The following is a 14,335-nucleotide window of genomic DNA, read 5'->3' as shown; positions in this document are numbered from 1 at the left end:
GAGTTGGAAGAGCAGTTGAGACCTCTGAGACGAGCTCTCACCTGACACTGCACACCGGCGACCTGTTCGCTCTGCGGAGGACGACGGCGGCGACCGACATCCAGGTGTTCGCCGAGCTCGGGTTGCCTCGCGGCCAGCTCCTCCTGCTACTCCCGCTCCTGCGAGTGCTGTCTTCGCTGCACGGAGTTCGCCCTCTCAGGCTTCCATCACATCGGCGAACGCGGCCTCGGATGCTCACGTCGACCGCGAGCACCATCATCAAGCCTCGTCTCCGAGTCACCGTGGAAGGCAGCGCCGGCGATCGTGCATCGTTCGTTCTGACTGCTGGGTCTGGAACAGCCTTTGCGGCTGCGATCTACCTGGAAGTACCGGCAGCCCTCGCAGCCGAGGCACGGTCCGGGTGCATGACGCCGCTCGAGATCCTGGGATCGAATCCGGCGAGACACCTTCCAGGCGTGCACATATCACCAGACCGATCAGAAGATCCGAAGGGACGAGATGCACCACTTTGATGGGCGGCCATTAAAGGAGATACTCGGCAAGGAGTCCGGCCGATACTTCGGTTCGGGTCATCGACACATCAGGCATACCGTCAGCCAGGTGGCCGAACACGTCGACGGTGACAGGATCCGACTTTCGGCGGTTAAGCAGGCGGTCTATCCGCGCCGCTGGTCGCTGGACGCGGCAGGAGATCCCCGCGAGGTGCATCTCAGTTCTATCGATGCGATCAGCCTGGCGCTGAAGACCATCAGCTTGTGTGAGAACACGAATCGCGGCGCTTGGTGGGAAGGGCCGTTCGATGTCACAGGGTTCTCAGTCGTCGCCGGACGTGTGGCGACAACTGATGTGGGCTCTGTCCCCATCGGCATCACGACCGATCACGGCGGACCGCTCGTCAGCACCAAGTCATTGCGGGCTTGTATCGGCGGACTGGACGTCGACTTGGAGTGCGCCCCGAGCCGAGCCCGACCGGGCGCAGCCGAGGCGGCACCCGGCCTCACCCATGCGGCAGCAGGCGACTCGAACCAGATGTCGTCCCACGTCGATCGCGTGGACCTCGTCGATGGACACCTCGAGACGTCCCATTCCGTCACATCATCCCAGGCAGGGTACTCAGCCGCCCCGCCCCGCCTTGACGCCGTCGATGAACTCGTCATGTTCGGTCAGTTGGCGCAAGTCCTCATCTACGCCGTCAATGACACCAGCCGCTCCGCTGTACCGAACCTCTGGCTCAGGCGCGCCTCCGTCTCTCGGACGCCCGCTCCGTCCGGCGGCCAGGCTCGATTCTCCGCTCGCACGTCCGTGCGCAGGAACGCCGAGGTCGTCATCGGCGGCCGAACCCTCCGCGACGTGAGGTTGGTCTCGACATCCGAGCACGGTGCGAGCGCCAGCGCGGCGTTCGGCTACTCAGCGTGAACCCTCCCGAACGGGGACCAGACGGCAGAGACGCTGAACCATGGGCCGATAGAGTGGCTTTGGGATCAGTCGGAGGTGCGCGTGGCACAACAGGAACGCGGGATCGCCACACGAGAGGCGATTATTCTCGGTGGGGCGAAGGTGTTTGCGCGCCTGCACTACTCGACCGCTCGCGTCGCCGATATCCTAGAAGCAGCATCCGTCACGCAGGGTGGTTTCTACTTTCATTTCCGCAGGGGCAAGATCGAGGTGGCGGAGGAGATCATCCGCCGCCAGGACCAGGGCTTCATCCTCCTCCGGGATTCGATTCTGGAGTCGGGCGACGACGGCCTCGCTTCACTGCTCACGCTGTCCCGGTCCCTCGCGAGAGCAGTGCAGCACGATCCAACGGCGCAAGCAGGCCTGCGTCTCGTCGCACAAGCCTCATCTGAATTCCCCGGCGTTGCGAAGTTGCCGGATCCAGTCTGGCTCGACGCGATAGCGTTGTTTCTCGAACAGGCACGAGCTGAAGGCAATCTTCGCGCCGAGGTCGATATCCCGACTGCCGCTCGAGCCGTCGTCTATATGTTCACCGGCGCGCAGACGAGCTCGTTCGTCTCGAACGGTTGGCGACACCTGGAGGCGAGCCTCGAGGCGACACATTGGTTCTCCATGCAAGCGCTCGCCACGCCGGAGTACCTGGCGACCACGAAGAACACCCTCTAGTGCTTCGCCCGCAGGCATGCATGCGAAACAGCCGCACCGACATCGCCCTGACGCCTCGCTTGTTGCGGCTGTTCCGGCAGCCAGCCCGTTCGAGCAGGCCGCGCAGGGCGGCAGCTCCGACGCCGACCGCGACGCCGAGGAAGGCTTCGTGGAGACTGAACCCGAAGTCTGTGCCAACCCGACCTCGTATGGCCGCCGGGCACTTCCTGCGCGGCGAGGGGCCACCGAATGACCCCATCGAGGCCTCAGATCCGCGGAATCACGCGGGCATGTTCGGAGCGACACGTTGTGCTGGAAACTGCGGCGACACTTACGTGGGAAACCCGCTGATCCAGGGGGCCTGCGGCGACATTTCGCGGGCGCGTTCACAGACGTGAAGGGCGCCGCTGCCGTCCCCGAGCCCGTCGACGTCCCGCTGGGCGGCGGGTCGATCCGTCTGGGCCAGTTCCTCAAGTTCGCGGGGATCCTCTCGGGCGGCGAGGCCAAGGAGGCGGTCGCCGAGGGGATGGTGACCGTCAACGGCGAAGTCGATCTGCGCCGCGGCCGCCAGCTCGCGGTCGGCGACGTCGTCGGGTTCGACCGGAACCGCTTCCGCGTCTGCGAGTGAGGGCGGCCGCCCCTCGGCGGGTGCGATCGGCCGAGACACCGCGGAACGGATGAGACGCCGCTCAGAGGCGGGCGCGTCGGCGTGTTGAGCGGTGGCTCGGCGCACACTGGCTCCTGGACATCCCGGGACGACAGGAGACGCGCGTGCAGCTCGGCATTCACTTCATGAACTTCACCCTTCCAGGCGGGAGCGCGGGGATCGCGCCGATCCTCGGAGCGACCGCGCGGACGGCCGAGGACGTCGGCTGCGCCTGGTTCACCCTGATGGACCACTACTTCCAGATGGAGCACTTCGCGACCAGCGAGGATCCGATGCTCGAGGGCTACACCTCGCTCGGCTTCGTCGCCGGCCGGACGGAGAAGATGCGGCTCGGGCTGCTCGTCACCGGCGTGACCTACCGCCACCCGGGACTCCTCGCGAAGATCGTCACTACCCTCGACGTCCTCTCCGGCGGGCGCGCGATGCTCGGGATCGGCGCGGCCTGGTACGAGCGCGAGCACCTCGGGCTCGGCGTGCCGTACCCGCCGCTGAAGGAGCGGTTCGAGCGGTTGGAGGAGACGCTGCGGATCTGCCGTCAGATGTGGAGCGACGACGACGGGCCGTTCGAGGGGACGCACTACCGGCTCGCCGAGACGCTGAACCACCCGGCGCCGATCCAGCAGCCCGGCCCGCCCATCCTCATCGGCGGCGGCGGAGAGAGGAAGACGCTGCGGCTGGTCGCGCAGTACGGCGACGCCTGCAACCTGTTCGGCACCGGCGCGGACGACGTGGCGCACAAGCTCGACGTGCTGAAGCGGCACTGCGACGACCTCGGGCGCGACTACGCGACGATCACGAAGACCATCACCGGGGGCGGCGATCCGATCGGCGACCCCGACGGCTTCGTCCGCGCGATGGAGGAGTACGCGGCGCTGGGGATCGACCACGTGCAGCTGGCGCCGGCCGGGCCGGATCCGGAGGGGTACGTCGCCCGGCTGGGCGAGGGCGTGATCGAGCGGGTGGCGGCTCTCGGCTGAGGGCTCCCGGGACGCACAGCACTCCGACCGGTTCGGGTGCCGCGGGCGTCACCGCTGATCCGCTCCGCCGGCCGGGTCCGCCGTCACCGGCGCGAGGACTCCGGTGGCGGGCATGTCCCGGGTCGGGGGACGCCGTCGGCGGATCCTGCCCCCCGTCAGGGTCGCGGCGTCGACGCGGGCGAGGAGCGCGACCCACGGTTCGAGCCTCCCACCTCGGGTTATTGAGCTCACGCTGACGTGGGCAGATCGCTGGCCTCATGCCGCACGTGTCCTCTCGCACCTCGCTCCGCCGTCATCGGCAGAACCGCAGAAGAGGGGCGATCGGGACGGGTGTCGTCCTCGCCGTCGTCGGCGCCGCGCTCTTCGCCGGCGTCTCGGCGCAGGCGGCCACTGCTCCCGACCTCGGCACGGCGGAGGACTACTCGGTCCTGGCCGCGTCGACCGTGACGAACACGGGGTCGAGCGTCCTGGACCAGAGCGTCGGGGTCAGCCCGCTGACCGCCGTCACCGGGTTCCCGCCCGGACGGACGGACGGAGTGATCCACCGCGGAGACGCGGAGGCGGCTCAGGCCCAGGCCGACGTGGGCACCGCCTACGGACAGCTCGCCTCGCAGGCGACGACCGCGCAGATCGACGCCGAGATCGGCGGCAGGACGCTGAAGCCCGGGGTCTACACCGCGGCCGGACCGGTCGGAGTGACGGGGACGCTCACGCTCGACGCCGAGGGCGTCAACGAGGCGGTCTTCGTGATCCGCGCCGCGTCGACGCTGACGACGGCGTCGTCGAGCACGGTGGCCCTGATCAACGGAGCGCAGGCCTGCAACGTCTACTGGCAGATCGGCAGCTCCGCGACGCTCGGCACCGACTCGGACTTCGTGGGCTCCGTGCTCGCCTCGGTCTCGATCACGGTGACGACGGGCGTCTCCGTCGAGGGCCGCGCACTGGCCCGCACGGGAGCGGTCACGCTCGATTCCAACGACTTCACCGAGCCGGGCTGCGAGCCCACCGACGGCGGATCGTCGCCGACGGCGACTCCGACCGTGACGCCGACCGTGACTCCGACGGTCACGCCGACCGTGACGCCGACGGTCACTCCGACGGTGACCCCGACCGTCACGCCGACCGTGACTCCCACCGTCACCCCGACGGTGACTCCCACCGTCGTGCCGACTGTGACGCCGACGGTGACTCCCACCGTCACTCCGACGGTGACTCCGACTGTCACGCCCACCGTCACTCCGACGGTGACTCCGACGATCGCGCCCACCGTGGCTCCGACGGTCACGCCGACGACCACGCCGACGGCGACCCCGACCGTGGCTCCGACGGCGACCCCCACCCCCACGCCGACCGCGACGCCCACGGCCTCGCCCACTCCGACCGCGACCACAGCGCCGCGACCGGCGCCCTCCCACGCCGCGGTCGTTCCCGTGTCCGGGTCGAACGGTCCCCGCGGTCCGGCTCTCGCCTCGACCGGAGTGGACGCCGCAGCGACAGCGACCGCCGGAGTGCTGGGCCTGCTCGCCCTGCTCGGCGGCGGTCTGATGCTCCTCACCCTCCGACGCCGCGGTGAGCGCACCGGGAGCTGATCCCGGCTGATCACCGGAAGCTGATCACCGCCAGGCCGTGCGCCGGACTCCCGAGGGGTCCGGCGCACGTCTGCGCCCTCGGTCGCGCTCCGCCCGTCCCTCCGGTGTCCTCGCCGATGCGCGCTGGCCCGCTCGTGCGTCGAGACGCCGCTCCGAGCGTCGGGACACCGCTGAGCAGGCGGTGTCCTCCGCGTTCTCGCGGAGGGCGGCGTCAGCCGGAGGACTCCCGCGGCACGAGGCGGACGGGCATGGCCTGCACGCCCGCGGTCGGACGTCCGTGGATCGCGTTCGAGAGCTCCTCCGCGGCGGCGCGGCCGAGCGTGTCGAGCATCATGTCGATGCTCGAGAGCGGCGGGCGGGCGGCCTCGACGAGGAGGTCCCAGTTGTCGAAGCCGACGACGGCCACGTCCTGCGGCACCCGCCGGCCGGTCTCGCGCAGGTGGTCGAGCGTGCCGCGGGCGATCTGGTCGCTCGCGCAGATGATCGCGTCGAGGTCCGGATGCGCGCGCAGCAGCGTCTCGGCGCACTGGCGGCCCCAGCTCTCGGACCACTGCCCGAAGAGGACGCCGCCGCCGACCAGCGGCAGCCCCGCCTCCGTCAGCGCCTGCTCGACGCCCCGGGCGCGGTCGTGGGCGGCGGTGTAGCTCGGCTCGCCGTTGACGAGAGCGATCCTCGTCCGTCCGCGCTCGATCAGGTGGCGGGCGGCGAGGACGCCGGCCTGCACGTTGTCGGGCGTGAAGGAGGAGTCGCGCGGATCCTCCGAGGGCGCATAGGCGTAGACGACCGGCACCGGGATGGTGCGCGTGATCGAAGGGCGCGGGTTCGTCGTCCGGCCGAGCACCACGATCCCGTCGACGCGCTTGGCGAGCAGATTCTTGATGTGGTGCTGCTCGCGGATCGAGTCGCCGCGGGCGTCGCAGAGGAGCACCGACGTCGATCCTGCGCCGAACGCGTCCTCGGCGCCGAGCAGCACGGGGAGCACGAAGCGGTTGTCGAGATCGTTGGTGAGCATCCCGATGGTGCCCGTGCGCCGGGAGTTGAGGGCCTGCGCGAACGGGTTCGGGGTGAAGGAGAGGGCCTCGGCGGCGTCCAGCACGCGCTGGCGGGTCTCGGCGCGCACCTGGTCGCGGCCGTTGAGCGCCTTGGAGGCGGTGGCGATCGAGACGCCGGCGGCGGCCGCCACGTCGGTGAGCGTGATGGTGCCGGTGGGCTTGCGTGGTGGCACCGCGCCTCCGTTCCGGGCCCGGCGGGCCGCCGCGTCGATCCTCGCACGACTCCGGCGAAATACCGAAAAGACCGAAAAGGTCGCATCTCTTGACGCGCTGACCGCCCCTGCTTAGGTTTACCCGACAGAAAGTAGTTTCGGCCCGGCGCAGACATTCGGGACGACTGCCGAGGAATCCGTCAACGACGAAGGGATCATCCGTGAAGACGAGGAAGCACGCTCGGGGCCTCGCCGCCGCCGTCCTGCTGGGGACGGCCGCCGCCGCACTGACCGGCTGCGCGAGCGGCTCCGGGGGAGACTCCGGCTCCGCCGCGGGAGGCAGCTACACGTTCTGGGACCCGTACCCCCAGTTCGACGAGTCGTCCGACTGGGCGAAGCTCATCGACTCCTGCGGGACCGAGGCCGGCGTCACCGTCGAGCGCACCGGCTACGACACCACCGACCTGACCAACAAGGCGCTGCTCGCCGGTCAGCAGGGCAACTCGCCCGACCTCCTGCTCGTCGACAACCCCGTTGTCTCGACGCTCGCGGAGTCGGGCATCCTGACCACGACCGCCGAGTCCGGGCTCTCCACCGACGGGATCGACGCGAACATCCTCGCGGCCGGCCGGACCGGCAGCGACACCTTCGGCGTGCCGATCGGCGCCAACACGCTCGCGCTGTACTACAACAAGGCCGTGCTCGAGAAGGCCGGCGTGGACGCCGCCTCCATCACCGACTGGGCCGGGCTGACCGACGCGCTCGAGAAGGTCACCGCCTCCGGCGGCAAGGGCATCACGTTCTCCGGCATCGGCACGGAGGAGGGGACCTTCCAGTTCCTGCCGTGGTTCTGGGGCTCCGGCGCCGAGCTGACCGACCTCGACTCGCCCGCCGCGGTCGACGCCGTCTCGCTCTGGAGCGACTGGCTGGAGAAGGGCTACGCGCCCAACTCCGTGATCGGCAACACGCAGACCACGAGCTGGCAGGAGTTCGAGACCGGCGAGTACGCCTTCGGCGAGAACGGCACCTGGCAGCTGGCCAACGCGAAGGCCTCGGGGATCGACTACGGCGTCCTGACCATCCCGTCGAAGGACGGCGGAGCGGCCCCCGCACCGACCGGAGGCGAGTTCCTCACCCTCCCGGTGCAGTCGGACACGGCGCGCTACGAGACCTCGAAGCAGATCGCCGAGTGCCTGACCTCGACGGAGAGCCTGGTCACGACCGACAACACGCTCTCGTACATCGCGCCGACGGCCGAGGCGCAGCAGGAGCAGGTCGCCGGCAACGCCGACCTCGAGCCGTGGGTCACCGCCGTGCAGGCCGCGAAGGGCCGCACCTCGGACGACCTCGGCACGAAGTACCCGAAGATCTCGGAGCAGCTGTGGGGCGCGGTGCAGACCGTGCTCAGCGGCTCGCAGTCTCCCGAGGACGCCCTGAAGGCCGCCCAGTCGGCCGCCGAATCCGCCACGAAGTAGGACGACCGGGGGCTCCCGCTCCCCGAACGAGGTCCCCCCGGCCGGTGCTCCGCGCACCGGCCGGGGGGACGGGAGAGACCATGACCACTGCCACCGAGACCGCCCGCCTCCTGCGGCGCGGCACCGAGCCGCCGGCCCCGCCCGCCCCGGCCGCCGAGAGCCGTCGGCGCCGCCGGCGCCCCGAGGGCGGCCGTCTGGTCGCGTGGGCGTTCCTCGCCCCGCTCGTCGCCTACCTGCTCGTCTTCTACGCGTTCCCGCTCTACCGCAACCTCGAGCTGAGCCTGAAGGACTACACGGTCCGCTCGTTCGTGCAGGGGAACGCGCCCTTCGTCTGGTTCGACAACTACGTCCAGGTGTTCCAGGACGCGACCTTCGGCCCGGCGCTGCTGCACACGGCGGTCTTCACCGGCGTCTCGCTCCTCTTCCAGTTCACGCTGGGGCTGGCGCTCGCCGTGTTCTTCTACCGCCGCTTCCCGCTGGCGAGCACGCTCCGGGCGCTGTTCCTGGTGCCGTGGCTCCTGCCGCTGATCGTCTCGGCCTCGACCTGGTCGTGGATGCTCAACAGCGACTCCGGCATCGTGAACGCGTTCCTGGAGTCGTTCGGGATCGGCCAGATCAACTGGCTCACCTCGCCGACCACCTCGCTGATCGCGGTCCTGATCGCGAACATCTGGATCGGCATCCCGTTCAACCTGGTGATCCTCTACTCCGGCCTGCAGAACATCTCGCAGGACCTCTACGAGGCGGCCTCGCTCGACGGCGCGACCGGCGCTCAGCAGTTCTGGCGGATCACGCTGCCGCTGCTGCGGCCGGTGTCGGCTATCACGATCCTGCTCGGCCTCGTCTACACGCTGAAGGTGTTCGACATCATCTGGATCATGACGAAGGGCGGCCCCGCCGACTCCTCGACCACGCTCGCCACCTGGACGTACCAGCTCGGCTTCGGCTCGATGCTGCCCGACTTCGGACCGGCCGCGGCCGTCGGCAACCTGCTGATCATCCTGGCCCTCGTCTTCGGCCTCGTGTACATCCGGGTCCAGCGGAAGCAGGCCGACTCGTGACCGCCCGCCGCCCCTGGTACCTGACGGTGGTCGGGATCGCCCTCACGGCGGTCATGCTGTTCCCCGTCTACTGGATGATCAACGTCTCCCTCACTCCGACCGGCTCGATGCGGAAGGATCCGCCGGACTGGTTCCCGTTCTCGCCCACGTTCACCGGCTACCAGGCGGTGCTGAGCGAGCAGCTGCCCTACCTGGGCACCAGCCTCGTCGTCGGCCTCGGCACGGTGCTGCTGACCGTGGCGATCGCCGCTCCCGCCGCCTACTCGCTGGCGAAGCTGCGGCCCCGCGGCGGGCAGGCCCTCTCGTTCGTGCTGCTGATCGCGCAGATGATCCCGGCGATCATCATGGCGATGGGCTTCTACGCCATCTACCTCAACCTGGGGCTGCTCAACTCGATCCCGGGCCTGATCGTGGCCGACTCCACCATCGCGGTGCCGTTCGGCGTGCTGATCTTCACGGCCTTCATGTCGGGGATCCCCGACGAGCTCACCCAGGCGGCCCGGATGGACGGAGCGAGCGCCTGGCGCACCTTCACCTCGGTGATCATGCCGATCAGCCGCAACTCCGTCGTCACCGTCTCGCTGTTCGCGTTCCTCTGGGCCTGGTCGGATTTCATCTTCGCCTCGACGCTCGACAGCGGCGGGAAGCTCCAGCCGATCACCCTCGGCATCTACAAGTACATCGGCAACAACAACCAGGAGTGGAACTCGATCATGGCGACCGCCGTGGTCGCCTCGCTCCCGGCCGCCGTCCTCCTCGTCGTCGCCCAGCGGTACGTCTCGGCGGGAGTCACCGCCGGCGCCGTCAAGGACTGACCCGTCCCTCCAAGGAGACACCGTGACCCTCACCGCCCCCACCGCCACCGCCCTCGGCGGCCCGGTCGCCCCCTCGCGGAGCGTGCTCCGGCCGCTCCGCCAGGACGAGATCCGCCTCACCGGCGGCTTCTGGAAGCACTACCAGGACCTCAACTCCTCCGCCGTCATCGAGCACTGCCGCTTGTGGATCGAGCGCGTCGGCTGGGCCGGCAACTTCGACCGCGCGGCCGACGGCTCGATCTCGTCCGCCGAGGGCGGCGACGCGCACGCGGGCATCGAGTTCGTGGACTCCGAGGTCTACAAGCTCCTCGAGGCCATGGCCTGGGAGCTCGGCCGGAGCGACGACACCGGGCTGCAGGAGCGGTACGACGACCTCGTCGCGCGGGTCGCCTCCGCCCAGGACCCGGACGGGTACCTGCACACGAGCTTCGGCCGGCCCGGCCAGCGTGCGCGCTACTCCGACCTGGAGTGGGGCCACGAGCTGTACAGCTTCGGGCACCTGATCCAGGCCGCCGTGGCGCGGCTGCGCACCGGGCACGACGACCTCCTGCCGCAGGTCGCCCGGCGCCTCGCCGACCACGTGCACCGCGAATTCGGGCCCGAGGGGAGGGTCGCCGTGTGCGGCCACCCCGAGATCGAGCCGGCGCTCGCCGAGCTGGCGAGGGCGACGGGGGAGGAGCGCTACCTCGAGCTGGCCCGCCTCTTCGTGGAGCGGCGCGGGACGGGGACGCTGAAGCCGATCGCGTTCGGCGCCGAGTACTTCCAGGACGACGTGCCCGTGCGCGACGCGGAGGTGCTGCGCGGCCACGCGGTGCGGGCCCTCTACCTCGCCTCCGGGGCTCTCGATGTCGCGGTCGAGACCGGCGACGCCGAGCTGGAGGAGGCGGTCCGCCGCCAGTGGGAGGCGACCGTCGAGCGGCGCACCTACGTCACCGGAGGGATGGGCTCGCACCACCAGGACGAGGCGTTCGGCGCCGACTACGAGCTGCCGCCGGACCGCGCGTACGCCGAGACCTGCGCGGCGATCGGCTCCACGATGCTCAGCTGGCGGCTCCTGCTCGGCTCGAACGAGCCCCGCTACGCGGACCTCATGGAGCGGACACTGCTGAACGCGGTGCTCCCCGCGACCCGCGAGGACGGCCGCGCCTTCTTCTACACGAACACCCTGCAGCAGCGCGTCGACGGAGTCGCGCCGGACGAGTCGCGCGAGACCGACCGCGCGCAGTCCAGCCTCCGCGCGCCCTGGTTCTGGGTCTCGTGCTGCCCGACCAACACCGCCCGCACTCTGGCGAGCGTCGAGCTCGGCTTCGCGACCGCCACCGACGACGGGGTGCAGCTCCACCAGTACGGCGCGTACGAGGTGCGCACCGGTGGCGTCGCGCTGCGCGTCGAGACGGAGTACCCGGCCGACGGCGAGATCGTCGTGCGGATCCTCGAGGACGCGGAGTTCGCGCTGACGCTGCGGGTGCCGCCGTTCGCGCGGGGCTCGGCGCTGCTCGACGGCGAGCCGGTCTCGACGCCGACCGTCACCGTCCGCCGGGCGTTCTCCGCCGGCGACACCGTGCGTCTCTCGCTGCCGATGTCGGCCCGCTTCGTCGCCCCGCACCCCCGGATCGACGCGGTGCGCGGCCAGGTCGCCCTCGAGCGCGGGCCGTTCGTGCTGGCGATCGAGTCGCTCGACCTGCCCGAGGGCCTGGACACCGAGCACATCGCGGTCGACGCGTCGGTGCCGCCCGTCGTGACGGCGGAGGGAGCGCGCGTGTCCCTCGTGGCGCGGGAGGCGGCTCCCGGCTGGCCCTACGGTTCCGTGCCGGTGGAGGAGGGGCGCCGCTTCGAGGCGGAGTTCCGGCCGTACCACCGCTGGGCGAACCGCGGGCCGTCGACGATGCGGATCTGGACGCCGACGGCCTGACGGGCACCGCTCGCGAGAACGCAGAAGTCGTCGCACTCGCGCTCGAGTGCGACGACTCCTGCGTAGTGGCTGCCGTTGCGGCGCCTCCGCTCAGATCCAGCCGCGCTCGCGGGCCTCGATCACCGCGCGCTGGCGGGTGTCGACGTCGAGCTTGCGCAGGATCGACGAGACGTGGTTGCGGACGGTGCCGGAGGAGAGGTGCAGCGCCGCGCCGATCTCGCCGATCGTCTCGCCGCGGGAGCCGGCGCTGAGCACGTCGAGCTCGCGGTCGGTCAGCGGGCTGCGCGTGCTCGCCAGGGCGTCGGCGGCGATCTCCGGATCGACGTAGCGGCGTCCGCTCGCGACCTGGCGGATCACCTCGGCGACGTCCTCGACCCGGCGCGACTTCGGCAGGAAGCCGCTGACGCCCGCTCCGAGCGCTCGCCGCAGGACCCCCGGCCGCGCGTGCCGGGTGACGACCACGACCCGCGTCGCCGAGACCCGGCGCAGCCGCTCCGCCGCCTCGATCCCGTCGAGCCCGGGCATCTCGACGTCGAACAGGCACACGTCGGGCTGCAGGCGCAGCGCCTCCGCGACCGCCTGCTCGCCGTCGCGGCACTCGCCCACGATCTCGAGGTCCTCCTCGAGGCGGAGGAGCGCGGCCAGCGCCGTGCGGATCATGTCCTCGTCGTCGGCGATCAGCACCCGGATCACGAGTCGCTCCCCACCGGCAGGCGCGCGTCCAGCTCGAAGGAGCGGCGGACCGCCCCGGCGCGCAGCGTCCCGCCCGCGCGCTCGACCCGCTCCGCCATGCCGAGGACGCCCGAGCCGGTCCCGTCCGCCTCCTCCGCGTCCGGTGCCAGGTCGTTCACCGCCTCGAACCGCCACTCGTCCTGCTCCCGCGCGAGCCGCAGCCGCGCGCTGGAGCCGCCGCCGTGCTTGAGGATGTTCGTCGTCGTCTCGCGGACCACCGGCCCGAGCGTCTCCGCCGGCGCGTGGGACGCCGCCGGGTCGACCTCGAGCTCGACGCGGAGCCCGGCCGAGCGGAGCAGGTCGGCGGCGTTGGCCAGCTCGTCGACGAGCGGGACGCTGCGGAAGCGCGTGGCGAGCTCGCGGGTGCCGGTGCGGGCGCCGTCGACCGAGCGCTGTGCGGCGCGCAGCTGCTCGAGAGCGGCCTCCGGGTCGCTGCCGAGGAGGCGCTCGGCGAGCTCGAGCTGCAGCGCGATCACCTGGAGGTGGTGGCCCTGGAGGTCGTGCACGTCGCCGGCGAGCAGCAGGCGCTCCTGCGCGGCGGCGAGACGGCCCTCGGCGGCGCGCGCCCGGTCGAGCTCGCGGACGATGTCCCACCACCACAGCGCGCTGACGACCGTCAGGGGCAGCAGCGTCGCGAACAGCAGGAGGGTCGAGAGCGCGGCCGACGCGTCCGGCGCCGCGCGCGTCTGCTCGAGCACCGCCGCGACCGCGAGGACGATCGTGCAGAGCACCATCACCCGGAGCCGCACGCCGCTCTGCCAGGGCAGCACGGCGACCAGGGTCGCGGCGAGCGAGAGCCCGAGCGCGAGGCTCCCGGCGGCCGTGCCGGTGAGCGCGGCGGCCGCCACTCCGAGGCAGAAGACCAGGGTCGGCGCAGCCCGGAGACGCACCGGGCCCTCGCGGTCGGCGCGCCGGTACGCGAGCGCGGTCGGCGAGAACACCGCGACCCAGGCGGCCGCACCCAGGAAGTAGGCGCCCTTCCGCCACTCCTCGGCCTCGGCGCTCAGCACCGCCACGGACCAGACGGCCAGGACGATCACCACGAAGGAGGCGGCCGACGCGAGCGTGTACCACCAGGTCACGGCGACGCCGCGGCCCGCGCGCACGGGCGGATCCGCCTCGGTCGAGTTCACCATGCGGCCCAGGCTACGACCATGACACTTGTCACCCCTCGGGCCGTCGATCCTCCCGGGACGCGGTGACCCGGCGGCACTGCCGCAGCGGGCGCGGACACGGTCGGATGGAGGAGTCCCGAGAGCCGGGGCCACGTACCGGAAGGCACGACCATGACGATCATCAGCGACGCGATCCTCGGATTCCAGGACCTGATCGGCCGCGTTCCCGAGCTCGTGCAGCCCCTCGTCGTCGCCGCGGCCGGGGCCGTCCCCTTCATCGAGGGCGAGGGAGCGGCGAGCATCGGGATCATCGGCGGCATCCACCCGGTCGTCGCCGGGCTCGCCGGGGCGATCGGCAACTTCGTCTGCGTGGCGCTGCTCGTGCTGCTGGGCACCGGCGTCCGCTCGGCGATCACGGGCCGCTCGGAGGCGAAGCGGACGACTCCGCGGCGCGAGAAGTTCCAGCGGGCCTTCACCCGCTACGGCGTCCCGGGCGTGAGCCTGCTGGGGCCGCTGCTGCTCCCGACGCACTTCACCGCGGTGATGCTGGCGGGCGCCGGAGTCGGCCGCGGGCGGATCCTGCTCTGGCAGGGCGTCGCGATCGCACTGTGGACGACGGTACTGACGGTGATCGTCGGGCTCGCGGTCTCGGGCGCGACGCAGGCGGGCTGAGCGGGCCGGACACGGT

13 protein-coding genes are annotated in these 14,335 nt (G+C 71.1%); 10 read left to right on the top strand and 3 right to left on the bottom strand.

The window, feature by feature from the left end:
- The first annotated feature begins 498 nt into the window (after positions 1 to 498).
- The 5 genes from C5C69_RS16710 to C5C69_RS08970 all read left to right on the top strand — a co-directional run bounded on the left by C5C69_RS16710 (position 499) and on the right by C5C69_RS08970 (position 5,333).
- Positions 499 to 1,416 carry an AvrD family protein gene (locus C5C69_RS16710; RefSeq protein WP_146078445.1) on the top strand — a complete coding sequence of 306 codons (918 nt, stop codon included), beginning with the start codon at positions 499 to 501 and terminating at the stop codon, positions 1,414 to 1,416.
- An 81-nt stretch (positions 1,417 to 1,497) separates the two neighbouring features.
- A complete protein-coding gene (locus tag C5C69_RS08985; RefSeq protein ID WP_104257791.1) occupies positions 1,498 to 2,121 on the top strand; it encodes a TetR family transcriptional regulator in 624 nt (207 codons plus the stop codon).
- Between the two features lie 373 nt (positions 2,122 to 2,494).
- A complete protein-coding gene (locus C5C69_RS08980) occupies positions 2,495 to 2,728 on the top strand; it encodes an RNA-binding S4 domain-containing protein (protein ID WP_104222694.1) in 234 nt (77 codons plus the stop codon).
- 143 nt (positions 2,729 to 2,871) lie between these two features.
- Complete coding sequence (locus tag C5C69_RS08975) at positions 2,872 to 3,744, top strand: LLM class F420-dependent oxidoreductase (RefSeq protein ID WP_181127047.1); 873 nt, start codon at positions 2,872 to 2,874, stop codon at positions 3,742 to 3,744.
- Positions 3,745 to 4,010: 266 nt separating this feature from the next.
- Positions 4,011 to 5,333, top strand: a complete 1,323-nt coding sequence (locus tag C5C69_RS08970) for an ice-binding family protein (RefSeq protein WP_181127046.1) — start codon at positions 4,011 to 4,013, stop codon at positions 5,331 to 5,333.
- 211 nt (positions 5,334 to 5,544) lie between these two features.
- Here the strand turns inward: C5C69_RS08970 and C5C69_RS08965 are convergent, their stop codons facing one another.
- Positions 5,545 to 6,558: a LacI family DNA-binding transcriptional regulator gene (locus C5C69_RS08965; protein ID WP_104225800.1), complete on the bottom strand. Its 1,014-nt coding sequence runs from the start codon at positions 6,556 to 6,558 to the stop codon at positions 5,545 to 5,547.
- A gap of 200 nt (positions 6,559 to 6,758) precedes the next feature.
- On the opposite strand from C5C69_RS08965, the gene C5C69_RS08960 reads away from it, so the two are divergent.
- From C5C69_RS08960 to C5C69_RS08945, 4 genes are all read left to right on the top strand, one after another.
- Positions 6,759 to 8,012, top strand: coding sequence for an extracellular solute-binding protein (locus C5C69_RS08960; RefSeq protein WP_104257789.1), 1,254 nt, complete (start codon positions 6,759 to 6,761; stop codon positions 8,010 to 8,012).
- 80 nt (positions 8,013 to 8,092) lie between these two features.
- The gene (locus C5C69_RS08955; protein ID WP_104247032.1) at positions 8,093 to 9,073 is read left to right on the top strand and encodes a carbohydrate ABC transporter permease; all 981 of its coding nucleotides are present in this window, start codon (positions 8,093 to 8,095) and stop codon (positions 9,071 to 9,073) included.
- Positions 9,070 to 9,888: a carbohydrate ABC transporter permease gene (locus tag C5C69_RS08950; protein WP_104222699.1), complete on the top strand. Its 819-nt coding sequence runs from the start codon at positions 9,070 to 9,072 to the stop codon at positions 9,886 to 9,888. The genes C5C69_RS08955 and C5C69_RS08950 overlap by 4 nt, the downstream gene beginning before the upstream one ends.
- Before the next feature lie 22 nt (positions 9,889 to 9,910).
- On the top strand, positions 9,911 to 11,800 hold the full coding sequence (locus C5C69_RS08945; protein ID WP_104257788.1) for a glycoside hydrolase family 127 protein: 1,890 nt from the start codon (positions 9,911 to 9,913) through the stop codon (positions 11,798 to 11,800).
- A 90-nt stretch (positions 11,801 to 11,890) separates the two neighbouring features.
- Here the strand turns inward: C5C69_RS08945 and C5C69_RS08940 are convergent, their stop codons facing one another.
- Together C5C69_RS08940 and C5C69_RS08935 are read right to left on the bottom strand one after the other, a co-directional pair.
- Complete coding sequence (locus C5C69_RS08940) at positions 11,891 to 12,493, bottom strand: response regulator transcription factor (protein WP_104222701.1); 603 nt, start codon at positions 12,491 to 12,493, stop codon at positions 11,891 to 11,893.
- Entirely contained in the window at positions 12,490 to 13,668 is a 1,179-nt protein-coding gene (locus tag C5C69_RS08935) for a sensor histidine kinase (protein WP_104257787.1), read from the bottom strand. The genes C5C69_RS08940 and C5C69_RS08935 overlap by 4 nt, the downstream gene beginning before the upstream one ends.
- A gap of 150 nt (positions 13,669 to 13,818) precedes the next feature.
- Between C5C69_RS08935 and C5C69_RS08930 the strand changes: the two genes are divergently transcribed.
- A complete protein-coding gene (locus C5C69_RS08930) occupies positions 13,819 to 14,319 on the top strand; it encodes a small multidrug efflux protein (protein WP_104225805.1) in 501 nt (166 codons plus the stop codon).
- Positions 14,320 to 14,335: the final 16 nt, after the last annotated feature.

The organism is Rathayibacter sp. AY1C7 (assembly GCF_002931865.1).
GTDB lineage: Bacteria > Actinomycetota > Actinomycetes > Actinomycetales > Microbacteriaceae > Rathayibacter.
Note: the sequence above shows the minus strand (reverse complement) of the source record. Positions and strands in the feature narration are given on the sequence as shown.

Coding starts and splice junctions, on each gene's coding strand:
- C5C69_RS16710 (WP_146078445.1), top strand. CDS start 499: ATGCACCACTTTGATGGGCGGCCATTAAAGGAGATACTCGGCAAGGAG.
- C5C69_RS08955 (WP_104247032.1), top strand. CDS start 8,093: ATGACCACTGCCACCGAGACCGCCCGCCTCCTGCGGCGCGGCACCGAG.
- C5C69_RS08935 (WP_104257787.1), bottom strand. CDS start 13,668: ATGGTGAACTCGACCGAGGCGGATCCGCCCGTGCGCGCGGGCCGCGGC.
- C5C69_RS08930 (WP_104225805.1), top strand. CDS start 13,819: ATGACGATCATCAGCGACGCGATCCTCGGATTCCAGGACCTGATCGGC.